Source organism: Rhodococcus sp. C26F (assembly GCF_053345925.1).
This window is the reverse complement of sequence record NZ_JBKFBA010000064.1, coordinates 1-17456: the sequence shown is the minus strand read 5'-3', so window position 1 is coordinate 17456 and position 17456 is coordinate 1. Positions and strand designations below refer to the sequence as shown.

Annotated in this window: 13 protein-coding genes and 1 pseudogene; 6 read left to right on the top strand and 8 right to left on the bottom strand. The window is 66.8% G+C overall.

Translation table 11 applies throughout. From position 1 onward, the window contains the following. A pseudogene (locus ACLBYD_RS29010) lies at window positions 1-210 on the top strand (MFS transporter); the annotation flags it as partial. A gap of 65 nt (window positions 211-275) precedes the next feature. Here ACLBYD_RS29010 and ACLBYD_RS29005 read toward each other — a convergent pair. The 8 genes from ACLBYD_RS29005 to ACLBYD_RS28970 form a co-directional block, all read right to left on the bottom strand. Then, the gene (locus ACLBYD_RS29005; protein WP_447819151.1) at window positions 276-3137 is read right to left on the bottom strand and encodes an FAD-binding and (Fe-S)-binding domain-containing protein; all 2862 of its coding nucleotides are present in this window, start codon (window positions 3135-3137) and stop codon (window positions 276-278) included. Next, window positions 3124-4863: an IlvD/Edd family dehydratase gene (locus ACLBYD_RS29000; protein ID WP_447819150.1), complete on the bottom strand. Its 1740-nt coding sequence runs from the start codon at window positions 4861-4863 to the stop codon at window positions 3124-3126. Before ACLBYD_RS29000 ends, ACLBYD_RS29005 begins: the two co-directional genes overlap by 14 nt. Window positions 4864-4903: 40 nt before the next feature. Further along, on the bottom strand, window positions 4904-5644 hold the full coding sequence (locus ACLBYD_RS28995) for an SDR family NAD(P)-dependent oxidoreductase (protein ID WP_447819149.1): 741 nt from the start codon (window positions 5642-5644) through the stop codon (window positions 4904-4906). A gap of 3 nt (window positions 5645-5647) precedes the next feature. Beyond that, complete coding sequence (locus ACLBYD_RS28990; protein ID WP_447819148.1) at window positions 5648-6679, bottom strand: zinc-dependent alcohol dehydrogenase; 1032 nt, start codon at window positions 6677-6679, stop codon at window positions 5648-5650. Then, the gene (locus tag ACLBYD_RS28985; RefSeq protein WP_447819147.1) at window positions 6676-7527 is read right to left on the bottom strand and encodes a fumarylacetoacetate hydrolase family protein; all 852 of its coding nucleotides are present in this window, start codon (window positions 7525-7527) and stop codon (window positions 6676-6678) included. The genes ACLBYD_RS28990 and ACLBYD_RS28985 overlap by 4 nt, the downstream gene beginning before the upstream one ends. A gap of 42 nt (window positions 7528-7569) precedes the next feature. Continuing rightward, window positions 7570-8454, bottom strand: a complete 885-nt coding sequence (locus ACLBYD_RS28980) for an SMP-30/gluconolactonase/LRE family protein (protein ID WP_447819146.1) — start codon at window positions 8452-8454, stop codon at window positions 7570-7572. Then, window positions 8451-10682 carry a glycoside hydrolase family 3 protein gene (locus ACLBYD_RS28975; RefSeq protein WP_447819145.1) on the bottom strand — a complete coding sequence of 744 codons (2232 nt, stop codon included), beginning with the start codon at window positions 10680-10682 and terminating at the stop codon, window positions 8451-8453. The genes ACLBYD_RS28980 and ACLBYD_RS28975 overlap by 4 nt, the downstream gene beginning before the upstream one ends. Before the next feature lie 154 nt (window positions 10683-10836). Beyond that, window positions 10837-11445: a TetR/AcrR family transcriptional regulator gene (locus ACLBYD_RS28970; protein ID WP_447819144.1), complete on the bottom strand. Its 609-nt coding sequence runs from the start codon at window positions 11443-11445 to the stop codon at window positions 10837-10839. A 145-nt stretch (window positions 11446-11590) separates the two neighbouring features. Here ACLBYD_RS28970 and ACLBYD_RS28965 point away from each other — a divergent pair, with 145 nt between their 5' ends. From ACLBYD_RS28965 to ACLBYD_RS28945, 5 genes are all read left to right on the top strand, one after another. Then, window positions 11591-13111, top strand: a complete 1521-nt coding sequence (locus ACLBYD_RS28965) for an ABC transporter substrate-binding protein (protein ID WP_447819143.1) — start codon at window positions 11591-11593, stop codon at window positions 13109-13111. 63 nt (window positions 13112-13174) lie between these two features. Beyond that, a complete protein-coding gene (locus ACLBYD_RS28960; RefSeq protein ID WP_447819142.1) occupies window positions 13175-14116 on the top strand; it encodes an ABC transporter permease in 942 nt (313 codons plus the stop codon). Next, the gene (locus tag ACLBYD_RS28955; protein ID WP_447819141.1) at window positions 14113-15933 is read left to right on the top strand and encodes a dipeptide/oligopeptide/nickel ABC transporter permease/ATP-binding protein; all 1821 of its coding nucleotides are present in this window, start codon (window positions 14113-14115) and stop codon (window positions 15931-15933) included. Before ACLBYD_RS28960 ends, ACLBYD_RS28955 begins: the two co-directional genes overlap by 4 nt. Continuing rightward, on the top strand, window positions 15930-16793 hold the full coding sequence (locus ACLBYD_RS28950; RefSeq protein ID WP_447819140.1) for an ATP-binding cassette domain-containing protein: 864 nt from the start codon (window positions 15930-15932) through the stop codon (window positions 16791-16793). The genes ACLBYD_RS28955 and ACLBYD_RS28950 overlap by 4 nt, the downstream gene beginning before the upstream one ends. Before the next feature lie 130 nt (window positions 16794-16923). Next, a partial coding sequence (locus tag ACLBYD_RS28945; RefSeq protein ID WP_447819139.1) for a carboxylesterase family protein occupies window positions 16924-17456 on the top strand: 533 nt, incomplete at its 3' end.

Genomic DNA, 17456 nt, shown 5'->3' with positions numbered 1-17456 from the left:
TACTCCGGTGCCTCGTTGGGTTACCAGTGCGCTGCCATCCTCGGAGGCATGTCGCCAATGGTTATGGTCGGCCTCGTCAACGGTCAGGTGGACAATATCTGGCGGGTCGGTATCATGATCGCCGTCCTCGCGGTTGTCGCCCGGATCTGTCTTCTCGGACTCGTTCGCGTCGACACCAAACGATGCACCGCTGTCCAGCCTCCGGTCTGATCTGGACGTAGGTGCCGGTGTCGGTTGCCCAACGGAGACAACCGGCACCGGCCTTTCGGTCACGGCTACCTTGTCAGCGGACGCGTCGCCTGCTCGAGGATCTCCAGTACGTGTCGGTACGTGTGGCCGGTGGCGCGGGTCATGCCGAGCTCGCACGTGCGATTGACCGAGACGAAGACAGTGCCGGGGCGTTCGGTGGCCGGGTGGGAGCGGACGGCCCGGGCCTCGCGCGCGGTGGCTGACGCGGTGAGTTCTGGATGCAGCAGCCCTCGGTCACCGGCGAAACCGCAACAGGCCCAGTCGTCGGGGATGATGACTTCGTCGGCTGCTGCCGCCGCCAACTGCAGCAGCGCAGGATTGATCCCGAGCTGGGTCGACGAGCAGGTCGGGTGCACGACGACCGTGGGTACCTTCTCTGCGGGTCGGAGCAGCGGCAGCACGGTCTCGGCGACGAAGTCGACCGCATCGACAACGCGCAGACCCTCGTCGGCGAGTAGATGCTGCAGGCCTTCGGTGCACGAGGACGCGTCGACCACTACGGGCAGTGTGCCGCTGTCGGTCGCCTGCCGCAGCAGTGGGACGACCCGAGACCGCATCGTCGCGTAGCCGTCGTGCAGGCCCTTCGACTTCCACGGCGTTCCGCAGCATAGGGAGGCGATGCCCTCGGGCACCCGCAACTCGACGCCCGCTCGCTCGCAGAGCGCAGACAGTGCGTCGGGCACCCCGCCGCTTGGCCCGAACATCGTGGAGATACAGGCGGGGAAGTACACCGCGAGCGGCGTTCGTGCGGTGCGGTGTGCCCGACGCGCACCTCCCGGTGGCAGCTCCGGCGAGTACTGCGGGACCGTTTCGGCGCCGAGGAGGATACGCGCCAGCCGGGTCGCGCCGACCGGCAGCGCTGCCGGAGTGGCGTCGGCAGTCGTGAGCGCGGCCGACAGGGTGCGAGTCACCCCGTCCCAGTGCCGGGCGGCAGAACCCCACACCCGGTCCGCGATGGGCGCGGGCGTCTGTCCGCGCAGTCGGCGGACGAGGTCGCCGGTGTTGATGAGGACCGGGCAGGTCGTGACGCACATGCCGTCGACGGCGCAGGTGTCGATCGCGTCGTACTCGTACTCCTCCTCGAGGCGGGCCAGCAACGCCGTCCGTCCGGCCTCGCGCGCTCGGGTGATCTCCCGGCGCAGGACGATCCGACGGCGCGGGGTCGTGGTGAGATCCTTACTTGGACAGACTGGTTCGCAGTAGCCGCATTCGACGCACCGGTCCACTTCCTTCTCGACGGTCGGGGTGGACTTGAGGTGGCTGATGTGGGCGGTCTCGTCGTCGTCCAGCAGCACACCGGGGTTGAGCAACATCGCGGGATCGAAGAGCTGCTTCACCTCCCGCATCACTGCGTACAGCTCGTCACCGTACTGGCGGCGGACGAACGGTGCCATGATCCTGCCGGTGCCGTGCTCGGCCTTGAGCGTGCCACCGGCGCCGAGGACGAGATCGACCATGTCGTCGGTGAATCGCAGGTAGCGGTCGAGGTTGCCGGGAGCGTCGAAATCCTCGTTGAGCAGGAAGTGAATGTTGCCATCCTTGGCGTGACCGAAGATGACGCTGCCCGCGTATCCGTGCTCGTCGAACAGTCGGGTCAGTTCCGAGCACGCAGGAAGAAGCTGGGGTACGGGAACGGCGATGTCCTCAAGCAGCGCGGTGGTTCCGGAAGGTCGGGCGCCCGCCACCGCGGTGTACAGGCCCTTGCGAATGTGCCACAACGCCTGCCGTGCTCGGGGATCCGTCGACAGGGTGGTTGGTGCGGTCAGCGGCAGACCGGCCAGTGTTTCCGAGGACGCCTCGACACGGTCCGCCAGTTCCTCTGCTGTGGGTTGCTGGTGCTCCACCAGCAATGCTGTGTGGTTGTGGACGCGCAGTGCCCGTAGGTCTTCCACTGCCTTGGGATCAGACTGCGCGACACGCAGACTCGTGGCGTCCAGCAGTTCGATCGTGGCGAACTCGGACTCGACCAGTTCCGGCAGAGCGCCGGTGGCGGCCGCGAGATCGGGGAACACGAGAAGGGCGGTCGCCGCGTGCGGATGCAAGGGCACGGTGTGAAAGGTCGCCTCGGCGACGAAGGCGAGAGTTCCCTCGCTTCCCACGACGAGCCGGAGCAGGATGTCGATCGGCCGGGTGTGGTCGAGGAACGAGTTGACCCCGTAACCGAGTGTGTTCTTGACAGAGTAGAGCTGGCGGATGCGGCGCACCGAGTCCGAGTTGTTCCGCACTCGGTCGCGTAGCCGGGCCAACCCCTCGTAGAGCGCGGGTTCCAGCGCACGGAGTCGCTCGTCGGCGTCCGGCGCGCCTGTGTCGAGCACCGTGCCGGACGGAAGCACTAGTACGGCCGATTCCAGTGTCCGGTAGGTGTTGAATTCCGTGCCGCACGCCATGCCCGACGAGTTGTTGGCAACCACGCCGCCGATGGTGCATGCCACTTCGCTGGCGGGGTCCGGTCCGAGTTTACGGCCGAACCGGGCCAGGCGGGTGTTCACCGCGCGGATCGTCGCTCCCGGCTGTACGCGGACGCGGTCGCCCCCGTCGAGCACGTCGATTTGGCGGAAATGGCGGCGCGTGTCGACGAGGATCCCGTCGTTGCTGGCTTGCCCGGACAAACTGGTGCCGCCGGATCGGAAGGTCAGACCGACTCCGTAGGCGGCGCTGACCTTCAGCAGTGCAGCCACCTGATCCGGGATCCGCGGAGTCACGACCGCCTGCGGCACCAGCAGGTAGTGGGAGGCGTCGTGTGCGAAGCCGAGCCGGTCCGACGCCCGGGCGGCGACACCGTCCGGAACGGCGTCCTGCAGGGCCGTCAGTAGGCGGCTGTCGGTGTCCAGCAGATCATCGTCCCGAGCCTCGAGTTCCCGGCGGCGCCGGCGGTCAATGAGACTCACGGCTCACCTCGGATCCGCTCGAACCGATGAGGAAGTCGAGGTCGGCACCGGTGTCGGCCTGCAGCACGTGATCGACGTAGAGACGTTCCCAGCCGCGGCTCGGGTTGGCGAAGCCGTCGACCGTCGCCTCGTTCACGGTGCGGGCAGCGAGCTCGCCGTCCGAGACGTCGAGGTCGATTCGGCGGGCCGCGACATCGAGACAGATCATGTCCCCGGTACGGACCAGCGCGAGCGGGCCACCGGCTGCGGCCTCCGGCGCGACGTGCAGCACGACAGTCCCGTAGGCGGTTCCACTCATGCGTCCGTCACAGACCCGGACCATGTCGCGCACGCCCTGCTCGAGCAGCTTCTGGGGGAGCGGCATGTTGGACACCTCCGGCATGCCGGGGTAACCCTTCGGACCGCAACCGCGCAGCACCAGAACCGAGTCGGCATCGACGTCCAGATCGGGATCGTCCAGGCGTGCGTGCATGTCTTCGATCGAATCGAAGACCACCGCACGGCCTCGGTGCTGCAGCAGGTGCGGCGAGCCCGCGGCGGGCTTGATCACGGCCCCTCGCGGTGCGAGGTTCCCACGGAGAACGGCGATTCCGCCGTGCTCGACTAGGGGCTCCCGACGCAATCGGATGACCTCGGGATCCCAGATTGGGGCGTCGTCGAGGTACTCGATGAGCGGCTTGCCGGTGACCGTGAGCGCCGACGGATCAAGGAGGTCGCGCACCTCCGCCAGGACCGCCCGCAGCCCGCCCGCACGGTGGAAGTCCTCCATCAGGAAGCGGCCTGCAGGCAACAGGTCGACCAGGACCGGCACACCGGACCCGATGCGGTCGAAGTCGTCGAGCGTCAGGTCGATGCCGAGCCGCCCGGCGATGGCCAGTAGGTGCACGACGGCGTTCGTGGACCCGCCGATCGCGGCCAGGGCGACGATGGCGTTGGCGAAGGAGGCCTTGGTCAGGAAGGTGGACGGCCTACGGTCGGCAGCCACCATGTCCACCGCGAGCATGCCGGTCTCGTGGGCTGCCTGGAGCAGACGGCTGTCCGCCGCAGGTGTGCCCGCGATCCCCGGAATCACGGTGCCGAGGGCTTCGGCTACCAGGGCCATCGTCGACGCCGTCCCCATCGTGTTGCAATGCCCACGGGAGCGGATCATGGCCGACTCCGACTCGGTGAACGTCTCCCGCGAGAGGGTGCCCGCGCGGACCTCCTCGGACAGTCGCCATACGTCGGTGCCACATCCAAGCGGTGCACCGCGGAATGTTCCGGTCAGCATCGGCCCGCCGGGCACGACCACGGCGGGAAGATCGACGGACGCGGCGGCCATCAGCAACGACGGGATGGTCTTGTCGCAGCCACCGAGCAACACGACGCCGTCGATCGGGTTGGCCCGCAGCATCTCCTCCGTCGCCATCGCAGCCATGTTGCGCCAGAGCATGGCGGTGGGGCGCACGTTGGTCTCGCCCAGCGACATGACGGGCATCTCCAGGGGAATGCCTCCGGCCTCGTAGATCCCGTTCTTCACGGACGCGGCCACTTCGGTGAGGTGGGAGTTGCACGGAGTCAGATCCGATGCGGTGTTCGCGATGGCGATCTGCGGCCGGTCGAACGCGTTGCGCGGCACACCGCGACGCATCCACGCCCGATGAATGTAGGCATTGCGATCATCGCCGCCGTACCACTGCGAGCTCCGCAGTGTGCCGGTCGTGGTCGGCGTGGTCGATGACGTCATGGGTGCTCCTGAAACGGTTGAAACATCTTGTCGGGCAGATCTACACGCGCAGCGTTGTCATGCCGCCGTCGACTCGGACAACCGTCCCGGTGGTGGACACGGCGGCGGGCGAGGCGAGGGACGCAACCGCCCAGGCGACTTCGTCAGCTGTGACGAGTCGGCCGATAGGCTGACGGGCGCGAAGGGCGGCGGCCGCGGTGTCGGGGTCGTCGGCGGCGTCGAGAAGTCGACGGACCCAGGGGGTGTCAGCGGTTCCGGGGGCCACCGCGTTGACCCGGATGCCCTCTGCGGCATGGTCGGCGGCCATGGCCGTGGTGAGCGCGAGCACGGCACCCTTGCTGGCGCTGTAGAGCGCGCGCTGGCGGACCCCGACGAACGCAACCGCAGAGCACATGTTCACCACGGCAGCATTGTCGGATCGGCGCAGGTGGGGGAGGGCCGCCCGCGTCACCCGCGCCGTCCCCGTGACATTGACGTCAAGAACTCTCGCCCACTCGCTGTCGTCGTTGGCCGCCACGTCGCCGACGGCCCCGATGCCGGCGTTGTTCACCACGATGTCGAGACAGCCGAGTCGCTCGACGACCGTCGACACGGCGCGGTCCACCTGATCGGGAGCGGTGATGTCGCACTCGAGCGCCAGCACATCGTCGGGGACGCCGGCGGTGCTGCGGTCGAGGACGGCGACGCGGGCGCCGCGCTGCGTCAGCAACCGTGCCGTGGCGGCACCGATACCGCTCGCTCCACCGGTGACGAGGGCGACGAGACCGTCGAAGTCGGTCATTTCTCAGGACCTCCTGGGGTCGATGTGAATCTTCGGGCCAATCGTCGCCCCCGCCACCGGTTCCCCAGCGAGCACCGCGGCTACCTCTTCGAGGCCTACGGTCGCGGCAACTAGAGGGCGAGGATCGACTGCTCCGCTGGCGTATGCGGCGATGGTGTCGGCGAGGCCGGGCGACGCCGAAAGGACTCCGACAGCGGTGACGTCCTTCAGTGCGAGCGCTCGTGTATCGATGGTGCTGGGGCTGCCAGCCAGTCCGACGTACACGACCCGGCCTGCCGGCTCCACGAGTTCCACCGCGCGGGCGGGAAGGGAGACCGCATTGGATGCGTCGATGACGGCATCGAAGGGTAGTGCGGGCAGGGTGTCCTCATTCCACACCTTCTCGAAGCCCATACTTCTCGCAACGGTCAGCGACCTCTCCGACCGCCCCATCAGGTGCACCTCGGCGCCGGCGTCGCGGAGAAACATCGCGGTCAGCAGCCCGATCGTGCCAGGTCCGAGCACGAGCGCCCGGTCGCCGTCGCCGACGTCGGCGGCCTGCGCAGCTCGGAGGGAGTTGCCACCGGGCTCGACCAGAGCGCCCATGACGGGATCCACGTTGTTGGGCAGCACATGCAGCGCCCACGCGGGTACGGCGAGCTGCTCGGCGAGGGCCCCCGGCCGGTCACCCCGGATACCGATCTCCTGACGGTTCTCGCACACATGTTGGTGTCCACGTCGGCAGGTTCGGCAGGTCTGGTCGCCGAGCATCGTGTCTCCGGTGACGCGCCGTCCGATCCAGGTCGGGTCGACACCGGCGCCGACATCGGAGACGGTTCCGGCCCACTCGTGACCGAGCCGCATCGGGTACGTTGCGTGGCCCTGGTGCAGATAGGCCATGTCTCCGGTGAAGAACTCCACATCCGTTCCACAGATCCCGACGCGCTCGACATCGACGACAACCTCACCCGGTTCGGCGCGGGGTACCGGAACTTCCTGGACCGAACCATTTTTCGGCCCAGCCAACACGAAGGCGCGCATGGTGTCGACGGTCACAGTGGTGCCAGCACGTTCTGCCGCTGTGTTCCCAGTCCGTCGATACCTAGCTCCATGACGTCGCCGGGCTGCAGCCACACCTGCGGTCGAAGACCCATCCCGACGCCGGGTGGGGTTCCGGTGTTGATGAGGTCTCCGGGCTCGAGGACGAGGAACTGGCTCAGGTAGTGGACGATGAAGTACGGATCGAAGATCATCGTCTTCGTGTTTCCGGTCTGACGGCGCACGCCGCTTACGTCGAGCCACATGTCCAGTGCCAGAACGTCGTCGACCTCGTCGGGAGTGACCAGCCACGGGCCCGTCGGGTTGAACGTCTCGGCGGACTTGCCCTTGAGCCACTGGCCGCCGCGCTCCATCTGGAACGCCCGCTCGCTCACGTCGTTGACGACGCAGTATCCGGCGATCGCGTCCCGGGCCTCCTCGACGGAGTCGAGGTAGCTGGTACGGCGGCCGATCACGATGCCGAGTTCCACCTCCCAGTCCGGTTTGGTGGAGCCGCGCGGGATCCGGACGTCGTCGTTCGGTCCCACAAGGGTGTTGGGTGACTTGGTGAACAGGATCGGCTCGTCCGGAACCGCCTGTCCAGTTTCGGCGGCATGGTCGCGGAAGTTCAGTCCGATGCACAGGATTTGGTGTGGACGCGCGATCGGGGCGCCGATTCGCTCTCCCGCGAAGCGGGACACCTGGCCCGCGCCGATGCGTTCGGCGACGACGGGACGGATGCGATCCACGCCGCCTTCGCCGAAGAACTTCTCGTCGAAGGCGCCGACGACGTCGGACAGGTCCACGTACGTGTTGTCGTCGACTCGGGCGACGGGCTTCTCGGCACCGAATTCGCCGATACGCATGAGGTGCATTGTGTACTCCCAGGATTCGTTTATTGACAACTGTCAGAATGCGATGGAACCGGACCAGGTGGGTGCGGGCAGGCCGGGCACCCGCGAATGGCCGACGAACAGGCGTCCGGACAGCGGATTGGCGCGGAGTTGGTCGCCGGTCAGTTCGGAGGTGGCCGTGGTGACGACGAGAGTGTGGAGATCGTCGCCCGCGAAGGCGACGCTGGAGACGTGCGGTGCAGGAAGCGTGACGAGGTCGACGAGTAGTCCGCCGGAGTCGAAACGGCGCACCTCACCCCGTCCCCATACCGCGACCCACAAGTGTTCCTCGGCGTCCAACGCGATGCCGTCGGGGAAGCCGTCCTCGATGCGAACGTGAACCCGCCGCTCGCCCGTCTCGCCGGTGCCGGGATCGTAGTCCCGGACGTACACCGCACGCCGGTAGGTGTCCACGCTGTACATGCGTCGTCCGTCGGCGGACCAGGCGAGCCCGTTGGACAAGCTGAGGTCGCCGTCCAGCGTGGTGACGCGACCGTTGCTCTCGAGGCGAACGAGTTCTTCGCTCTCCGAGGGGCCGTCGAGGGACAGGGTGCCGACGACAAGTCGCCCGGCAGGGTCGGTGCGGGCGTCGTTCAGTCGCCGTCGCTGATGGGCCGGGACCAGGCGGGGTCCGTCCGTCCGGGACCCGTCAGGGCCCACGAGCACCAGTGTCTCGGTGGCCGCAACCAGCAACGCGCCGTCATCGGCAACCGCCACCGCGCCTACCATCTCACCGAACTCATGGCGCTCGGTGACCTCGATACAGTTCTCGTCGATCACGCCCTCCAGCACCGCGCCGCCGAGGATGTCGACCCAGAGCAGACGCCGTCGCGGTGCATCCCACAGCGGTCCCTCGGCCAGGGCGAACGCCTCCGCGGTCGCCTCACGCAGGACGGTCACGGTCGTCCTCCCGCCGGGTCGCGGCTGGGAACCAGGTGTGTGACTCGGTCGCCGACGCCCGACAGGTGCGCGGTGACCGCGGCCGGATCGCCGGACCAGGCTGCAGCTTCGAGCCGGATCTCGCCTTCGGGCATCTCGAATCCGACCCCGGTCCAGCGTTGCAGTGGGCGGATCGAGCAGTCGATCACGGTCTGTACTTGTTCGCCCGGATCCGCCGTGACCGGGAGGAAGCCGACGAGCTCGCGGACACCGCCATCACCGCGCGCCGGAACCGTGGCGTAGATCTGGACGATGTGACGACCGGGTCGTGCGCCGGTGTTCGTCAGCGTGACCGTGGCCGAGAAGTGTTCACCGTCAACGGGTCCGGCTGACAAGTCGTTCAACTCGAATGTGGTGTACCCGAGGCCGAACCCGAACGGGTATGCGGCCTCGTTTCCCTCACGGTCCAGCTTGCGCTGCCCCCACCAACGCGGGTAGGTCACCCTGCGGGCGTGCCAGTCGACGACTGGTAGGTCCTCGCGGCGGCGGGGCACCACGACGGGAAGCCGGCCTCCCGGCTCGGCGTCGCCCAGGAGGATGTCGGCAAGCGCTCGGCCGCCCTCCATTCCCGGGTACCAGGCCATCAACACTGCGGACACTTCGGCGTCCCAGGGATCGAGCATCACGGTGCCGCCGCCGATGACGACGACGACGGTCCGGGGATTGGCTGCCGCGACGGCGCGGATGAGCCGGACGTCGCCGTCGGTGAGGTGCAGGTCGTGGCGGTCGCCGCCACGCTTGGTGCTGCTCCGGAGCTTGGCGGTGATCGCCGCCTTCACACTGCGGAGCACGGCGAGTGGGCGATATTTGAGGTGGCCGCCCAGTAGTTGCAGCGCGTCGGCGTCAAGGGCGGCGAGGGACTCGCCTTCGTCCGCCTTGGTGAACCCGACGACGGCCACCGCGACGTCTGCGTCCCGAGCCGCCGCGACGGCGGTCTCGACGTCCTCGGACCCGACGTGGATCACGCGATCCCCGAGCCGTTCCCGGAGGCCGTCCAGCACAGTGGAGGTCGACGGCGGGTTGACCGCGGACGATCCCTGGTCGCCGAGGTTCGGGGAGTCGGCGAGTCGACCGACGACGGCGATGCGGCCGAGGGTCGGCTCGCAGAGCGGGAGTAGCGGGGCCCCGGCCACCTTCTCGTTGCGCAGCAGCACGGTGCCCTTGCGGGCCGCATCCCGGGCGAGTTCCCGGTGTGTCGGCGACGCGACGACCTCGAGGGACGGGGTCGGCAGCGCGCGGAGGGCCAGCCGGATCTGCGCTGTCAGCAGTCGGGCGGCGGTGCGCTCGAGGTCGGTGCGGGTGAGCCGGCCGTCGCGCAGCGCTGCCGGTAGCGAGCCGGCACGCTGCTGGCGGAAGGGCATTTCCAGGTCTTGTCCCGCATGTACGGACTCGACGGGATTGCGCAGACCCCAGATCCAGTCGGTGTGCACGAATCCGGTGAACCCCCAGTCTTCTCGGAGCACTTCGGTCAGCAGGTGTCGGTTCTCGCCGGCCCACTCGCCGTTGACGGAGTTGTAGGCAGTCATAACGGAGTCGACTCCCGCGTCGACGACCATCCGGAAGTGTGGCAGGTACACCTCACGTAGCGTCCGCTCGTCGACGTGCACGTCGACGAGGAAACGTGCCTCTTCCATGGAGTTGAGCGCGAAGTGTTTGACGGTGGACAGGACCCACGGTTTGGTGCCCTCGACCAGCGCGGAACCCATGGCACCCAGCACCAGGGGGTCCTCGCCGTAGGATTCCTGCGAGCGTCCCCACCCCGGGATCGGGGCCAGGTTCACGCAAATTCCGCCGAACAGGTTCGCGCCGTGCGCCCGCGCCTCACGTCCGATCGCATCGCCGATGGCCCGCTCGAGTTCCACATCGAAGCTCGCACCTCTCGCGACGGCTACCGGAAAGCACGTCGAGCGTTGGAGGGCGACACCGCGCGGGCCGTCGGTGAAGCGCATACCGGGAATACCCAGATCATCGATCCGTCCGGCCTCGTACGGTACTTGGCGGAATCGCTTCATCATCTCGGCCATGTCCCGGAGGACCGGGGTGTCTCCGTCGAGCAGCCACAGGAGTTGCTCGTCGGTCATCCGGCGGATCAACCCGTCGACCGACTGGCCGAGGTCCTGTTCACCGCTACGTACCGATTCGACGGCCTCCGCATATGGGGTGCCTGGCGGGCAGATGGGATCGGTCATGGCTTCTCCAGGTTCGGTGTCGTTCGAGGGAAGTGTCGTCTCGGATGCGCGTGCGCGGCAACGCGCGAGCGGCCATGGGTTCAGCCGACGCGTAAGTGAGGTGCTGTATGGGAGAATGGGTGAGAGAGTAAGTGATTCGTTACGTAGGTCAGGTCTAGAGATCGACGGTCAGCAAGGACCGAATGTGCTGGCGAAGTTCGGCGCCCATGTCGACGGCGTCGCGGTCGTAGAGCCACTGCACCTGAAGTCCGTCGATCATCGCGACCGTCGAGCGGGCTGCGTTGGTGGGCAACACATCCGGACGCAGCTCTCCTGATTCGGCGAGACGTTCGAAGTAGCCGGTGACATTCGAGAGCACCCATGCGTACCGACGCCGGAAGTATTCGTGCACCGGATGATCCGGGGAACTCGCTTCTGCTGCGAGCACTGCATACAGTTCCGCCATTTCGGGCGTCTCCCGCTGGTTGCGTTCCACCAGCGCAACCAGGGCCCGGACGTTGTCCAATGCCGGAGCGTCCTCACGCAGCCATGCGCCGGACTCGGTGTCGCGCCACTCGAGCACGGCCTCGAGCAGATGGTTCTTGCTGGGGAAATGGTGCAGCACGCCAGTCTGGGTGAGGCCCACGCGCTCGGCGACGTCGCGCAGCGAGCCCTTGTGAAAGCCGGCCGACGAGAACACCTCGACCGCGGCGGTCAGGATCTCCTGGCGCCGCGTAGCGGTTTTTGAATACGCCCCACGCGGTCCTCTGGTGTTGATCGTCATGTGCCAGAGCGTAGCCGCGAAACCGAGCCTAATCCAGACCTAGTACTCGGTAGGTTTTTAGGTTACCGTGTGGGGCATCTCACCCTCGGGTGCCCGTAGCGGGTGCACCACATGACTTCTTCCTATCTCTGAGAGGAACCAGGCGTTGCGATCCAAGAAGAGGTTCACCGCGGCCGCAGGCGCGGCCGCAATGGCGTTGACGCTGGCATTGAGCGCCTGCGGTGGCGGCGGAAGCCGAAGCGACGATGCCCTGACACTGGGTGCGCTGCTGGCGCCGTCGACGTTCGCCGCGAACAACGCGAACTGGGGAAACGAAGCGCCGTACCTCCAAGCGGTTTACGACACGCTGGTACGTGAGACGCCCGACGCCCAGATCGTCCCGTGGCTGGCCACCAGCTGGGAGTACGACCCCAGCAAGACCGTTCTGACCATGACGTTGCGCGATGACGTCACCTTCACCGACGGCACCAAGTTCGATGCCGACGTCGCGGCCCAGAATCTGCTGCGCTTCCGGGACGGTGCGTCGCCCAACCGGTCCTACCTGGACACCGTTGCGGATGCACGCGGCATCGATCCCACGACGTTGCAGATCACCCTGACCGAGCCCAACCCGTCGCTGCTGTACTACCTCGCGCAGAACGCCGGCCTGATGTCGAGCCCGAAGGCTTTCGGCGCCGCAGACGAGAAGACCAACCCGGTCGGTTCCGGCCCGTACGTCCTGGATACCAAGGCGACCGTCGCGGGCTCGAAGTACGTGTTCACCAAGAATCCGGGGTACTGGGCTCAGGACGACCAGCACTACGAGAGTGTGAACATCAACGTGTACGCGGTCCAGGCGGCGGTCAACGCCATGCAGGGAGGGCAGATCGACGGTGCCCTGATCGACGCGGACAGTGTGGGCCAGGTCGAGGCTGCCGGCTACGAGGTCAAGCGGGAGCAGAACGACTGGACCGGCCTCATCCTGTTCGACCGGAACGGCGCCCTGAACCCGGCGTTGGGTGACGTCCGGGTGCGCCAGGCGATCAACCACGCCATCGACCGTGACGCGCTGCTTCAGGCGGTACAGGGATACGGCACCGTGACGGGGCAGATCTTCGGGAAGAACAACCCGGCGTATGTTCCGGAACTCGACACGGCGTACTCCTACGATCCCGCCAAGGCCAAGCAACTGCTCACCGAGGCCGGCTTCGCAAACGGGTTCACCCTTTCGATTCCCCTGGTGCAGGAACTCGGAGCTGCCTCGCAGTTCGACCTGCTCAAGCAGTATCTCGCCGACATCGGTGTCACCGTCGACTATGTGACGGTTCCGTTGAACAACTTGATCGCCGAACTGACGTCGGGAAAGTTTGCGGCGAGCCGGATGTCACTCATTCAGGATCCGACGGCGTGGCAGACCGCGAACCTGGAGATCGCACCCGATGCCGCGTGGAACCCGTTCCGCGTCGGAGACCCGAAGATCGACGGTCTGCTCGACATCATCCAGAGCGGATCCGACGAGGAAGCCGCTGCCGCGGCGAAGGAACTCAACCAGTTCGTGGTCGAGCAGGCCTGGTTCACCCCGTTCTACCGAGTGGACCGACTCTATGGCGTATCGCAGAACACCGACATCACCCTGCAGAGCGACAACGCCGCTCCTTACCTCTACAACATCAAGCCCAAGGCTTGACCTGCAGCACCGTAGGTGGGCAACCCGACCGGCGCTCTGCTCACCCGTTCCGGAGGAACTCTGATGCTCCACTTCGTAATGCGACGAATCGCGGCGGGCATTGTCCTGGTCGCGGCCATCTCCGTCGTTACCTTCCTACTGTTGTACGCGACAGGGGGCAGCATCGCCCGGCGGATCCTGGGACCGCAGGCAACGGCGGACGACATCGCGGCCAAAGAGCAGTCGCTCGGCCTCGACCAACCTCTCGTCACCCAGTTCTGGCACTGGCTTTCGCACGCCGTCACCGGTGACTTCGGATCGTCGTGGTTCAACAGCCTGCCTGTCACCGAGGTCATCTCCACCCGACTGCCTGTCACCCTGTCGCTGGTCGTCGGCGCAACCGTGATCACCGCGTTCGTTTCGGTCCTGCTCGGTGTGCTGGCGGCCCGATACGGCGGCTGGGGCGACCGGCTGGTCCAGGTCGTGTCCGTTCTCGGATTCGCGATTCCCGGGTTTCTGGTGGCGATCGGACTGGTGTACGTGTTCGCACTCGAACTCGGCTGGTTCGCACCGACGGGATACACGCAGTTCGCCGACTCGCCGTCGGGTTGGCTCACGTCCATCACCCTCCCGGTGATCGCGTTGGCCGCCGGCGGTATCGCCGGTGTCGCCCAGCAGATCCGCGGCTCCATCCTCGACGCTCAGCGGCGGGACTGGGTCCGTGTCCTCCGCAGTCGCGGGTTGCCGGAATCACGGGTGGTGTACGAGCATGTGCTGCGCAATGCCGCCGGACCCGGACTGTCGGTGCTCGGCCTCCAGTTCGTCGGGTTGATCGGCGGCGCCGTGATCGTCGAGCAGATCTTCGCGATTCCCGGGCTGGGGCAGATCGCCGTCAGCGCGACCAGCCAAGGTGACGTGCCGGTGGTGATGGGTCTGGTGATCGTCATCGGCGCCATGGTCGTAGTCCTCAATCTCCTCGTCGACCTGATGCTCGGTTGGCTGAACCCGAAGGTGCGCCTCGCATGACGACCCAGATTCCCTCCGACAGTTCGCTGACACCTCACCAGTTGGAGGAAGCGGCGCGGGTCTCCCTGTTCGGCAGGCTCGTACGAAACCCCACCGGAGCCGTGGCCATGGCCTTCCTGGCTCTGGTGGTCCTGGCAGCGGTGTTTGCTCCCTTTCTGGTCACCCACGACCCGAACACCGCCTCAGCGACCGACATCTTCGCTCCTCCGAGTGGTGAGCACTGGCTGGGGGCTGACGGCTCCGGCCATGACGTGTGGTCGCGCCTGCTCTACGCGTCGCGTCTCAGCCTGGCCGGAGCCCTGGTCGCAGTCGCGGTCGCCTCGGTGATCGGCATCACGGCCGGACTGGTCTGCGGCTACTACGGCAGGTGGTTCGAGAGTGTGGTCACCTGGGTGGCGAGCCTGTTGATGGCATTGCCCGGCATCGTCGTTCTGCTCGCAGCGCGTTCGGTGCTCGGCCCGTCGATGTTCACCGCGATGGCGATCTTCGGAGTGTTGCTCTTCCCTGCCTTCTACCGTGTCGTGCAGGGTGCGGTTTCTGCTGTGAGACAAGAGCTCTATGTGGATGCCGCCCGGGTCGCCGGGCTCTCCGACGGCCGGATCATTGCGAAACACATCCTGACCGTGGTGCGGGCTCCGGCAATCATCCTGGCGGCCAACGTCACTGGTATCGCGATTGCGATCCAGGCGGGTCTGGACTTCCTCGGCCTGGGGGATCCGAGCCAGCCCACCTGGGGAGGTATGTTGCAGGTTGCGTTCTCCAGCATGTACACCTCCCCGCTCCAGCTGGTGTGGCCCAGCCTGGCCATCGGTCTCACCTGTATCGCGCTGGCGCTGCTCGGCAACGCGCTCCGCGACGAACTCGAGAGCGCCGGCGGCGAACCCAGGAAGCGGCGCGGTCGGCGCGCACAGGCACCGGTTGCGATCGACTCTGAACCAGTGATCGTGCACGACGACGAGGAAATGGCAAGGGTAGAGGAGCTGCTGTCCGTCGAGGGGCTGTCGGTCGGATACGACAAGCCCGACGGTTCGCTTCGGACCGTTGTCGAGTCCGTGTCGCTGAGCATCCGACGCGGTGAGGTTCACGGTCTGATCGGTGAGTCCGGTTCCGGAAAGACTCAGACCGCGTTCTCGATCCTGCGTCTGCTCCCCGCCGGGGGACGGATCGTGGGGGGGACGATCGAGTTCGAGGGTAGCGATCTCGCGGCGCTCTCGGAGAAGGAGATGATCCGGATGCGGGGGCGGAAGATCGCCTACATCCCGCAGGAGCCGATGAGCAGCCTCGATCCCTCCTTCACGATCGGTCACCAACTGATCGAGCCGATGCGGGTCGCATCGAAGATGAGCAAGCCCCAGGCGAGGGAGCGGGCGCTGGAACTATTGACCCGAGTGGGTATTCCGGATCCGGAGCGCATCTGCTCGAGCTACCCCCACGAGATCTCCGGTGGCATGGCCCAGCGCGTGCTCATCGCGGGCGCCGTGTCGATGCAGCCGGACCTGCTGATCGCCGACGAGCCCACCACCGCCCTCGACGTGACGGTGCAGGCCGATGTGCTCGACCTTCTGCGAGATCTGCAGAGCGAGTTCCACATGGGCGTGCTCCTGGTCACCCACAATTTCGGCGTCGTCGCCGATCTCTGTGATCGCGTCTCAGTGATGCGCAATGGACGCATCGTGGAGACCGGTCCGGTGCGGTCGGTCTTCGCGAACCCCCGGCACGAGTACACCCGGATGCTCTTCGATGCAGTTCTCGAGGATAGCGAACCGCGCGGGCGGCTGGCGACCTCGACCCCCGTCCCCCAGGGAGCAACATCATGACCGACCGCCTGCTCAGCGTCGAGGACCTCGTCGTCGAATATCCGGGCCGAGGCTTCGGCCAGAAGCCGTTTCGCGCCCTGCATGGGGTTTCACTCGACATCCTTCCCGGCGAGTGCGTCGGCCTGGTCGGGGAGTCCGGCTCGGGCAAGACAACTCTGGGTCGAGCCGTCCTCGGTCTGGCACCCGTCACCGGAGGGAAGATTCGCTACAACGGGCGCGACATCAGCCGTCTCACCCGCCGAGAGCGCCGGTCACTCTCCAGTGACATCCAGGTCATCTTCCAGGACCCGTATACCTCGCTGAATCCCGCGATGACGATCAGCCAGATTCTCACCGAACCCCTCGCTGCACGAGATGTGCCGAAGGAGAATGCCGCCCGTCGCGTCCAGGAGTTGCTCGACCACGTGCACCTGCCGCGAGACGCCGGCGCTCGGCTGCCACGCGAGTTCTCCGGTGGCCAGCGGCAGCGCATCGCCATTGCGCGCGCGCTCGCCCTCGAGCCGAGGTTGATCGTGTGCGACGAGCCGGTGTCCGCGCTGGATCTCTCGACACAGGCTCGCGTGCTGACCCTGTTGAAGGAAGTTCAGGAGGCCACCGGAGTGGCCTACCTGTTCGTGTCCCACGATTTGTCTGTTGTTCGGCACCTGTCGCATCGCGTCGCCGTGATGTACCGAGGTGAGATCGTCGAATGGGGTGACGGCGACGAGGTGACCGCCCGGCCGGAGCATCCGTACACCCGACGCCTTCTGCTGGCTGCCCCCGTGCCGGATCCTCAACGGCAGGCCGAGCGACGGATCGAACGACAGCGCTTCCTGAAGAGCTCGCAGTCCGGCAACGAGCGGGCCGACGCACCCGCGTGATCGGTCATCCGGTCGCTTTGTGCGCCCCGATGGTCGATCCGCCGCAACCGGGACACGGCCGATTGGCCGTGGGCCTGGCCATGCGCATGGTTCGAATTCCGCATCACCTTACGAAAAAGGAGTGCAGGCAATGCCTTACGTTCATGCGACAGTCGAGCAGGGGGAGCTGCGTGGTATCGACAACGCCGGTGTGGTGAGTTTTCTCGGTGTGCCGTACGGTGCGGACACCTCGGGTGCCAACCGGTTCCGTGCCCCGCAGCCGGCACCGCACTGGGAGGGTATCCGGGACGCGGTGACCTTCGGTCCGGCTGCTCCGCAGCCGGATCTGAGGTTGAGTGCCACCGGAAACCTGGGCCCCTTGCTGACGCTGCTGTCTCCTCGCGGCGGATCGCCACTCGAGGGCGGCGCAATCGGAGAGGACTGCCTGCGAGTGAACATCTGGGCGCCGTCCGGTAAGCGGGATACCGGGTTGCCGGTGCTCGTCTGGTTTCACGGCGGTGGCTACTCGTTCGGGTCGGGAAGCGAAACGGCCTTCCACGGAGACGTCCTCGCCGCCGCAGGCCACATGGTGGTGGTGTCGGTGACGCACCGGCTCGGTCTGTTGGGGTTCCTGGACCTGCGTGAACTGGGTGAGGCGGGGTCTGCGAACGCGGGTCTGCTCGA

Bases quoted from the DNA above. Each gene is read 5' to 3' on its own strand.
- ACLBYD_RS29000 (WP_447819150.1), bottom strand. From the start codon at position 4,863: ATGACGTCATCGACCACGCCGACCACGACCGGCACACTGCGGAGCTCG.
- ACLBYD_RS28995 (WP_447819149.1), bottom strand. From the start codon at position 5,644: ATGACCGACTTCGACGGTCTCGTCGCCCTCGTCACCGGTGGAGCGAGC.
- ACLBYD_RS28985 (WP_447819147.1), bottom strand. From the start codon at position 7,527: ATGCGTATCGGCGAATTCGGTGCCGAGAAGCCCGTCGCCCGAGTCGAC.
- ACLBYD_RS28975 (WP_447819145.1), bottom strand. From the start codon at position 10,682: ATGACCGATCCCATCTGCCCGCCAGGCACCCCATATGCGGAGGCCGTC.
- ACLBYD_RS28970 (WP_447819144.1), bottom strand. From the start codon at position 11,445: ATGACGATCAACACCAGAGGACCGCGTGGGGCGTATTCAAAAACCGCT.
- ACLBYD_RS28960 (WP_447819142.1), top strand. From the start codon at position 13,175: ATGCTCCACTTCGTAATGCGACGAATCGCGGCGGGCATTGTCCTGGTC.
- ACLBYD_RS28955 (WP_447819141.1), top strand. From the start codon at position 14,113: ATGACGACCCAGATTCCCTCCGACAGTTCGCTGACACCTCACCAGTTG.
- ACLBYD_RS28950 (WP_447819140.1), top strand. From the start codon at position 15,930: ATGACCGACCGCCTGCTCAGCGTCGAGGACCTCGTCGTCGAATATCCG.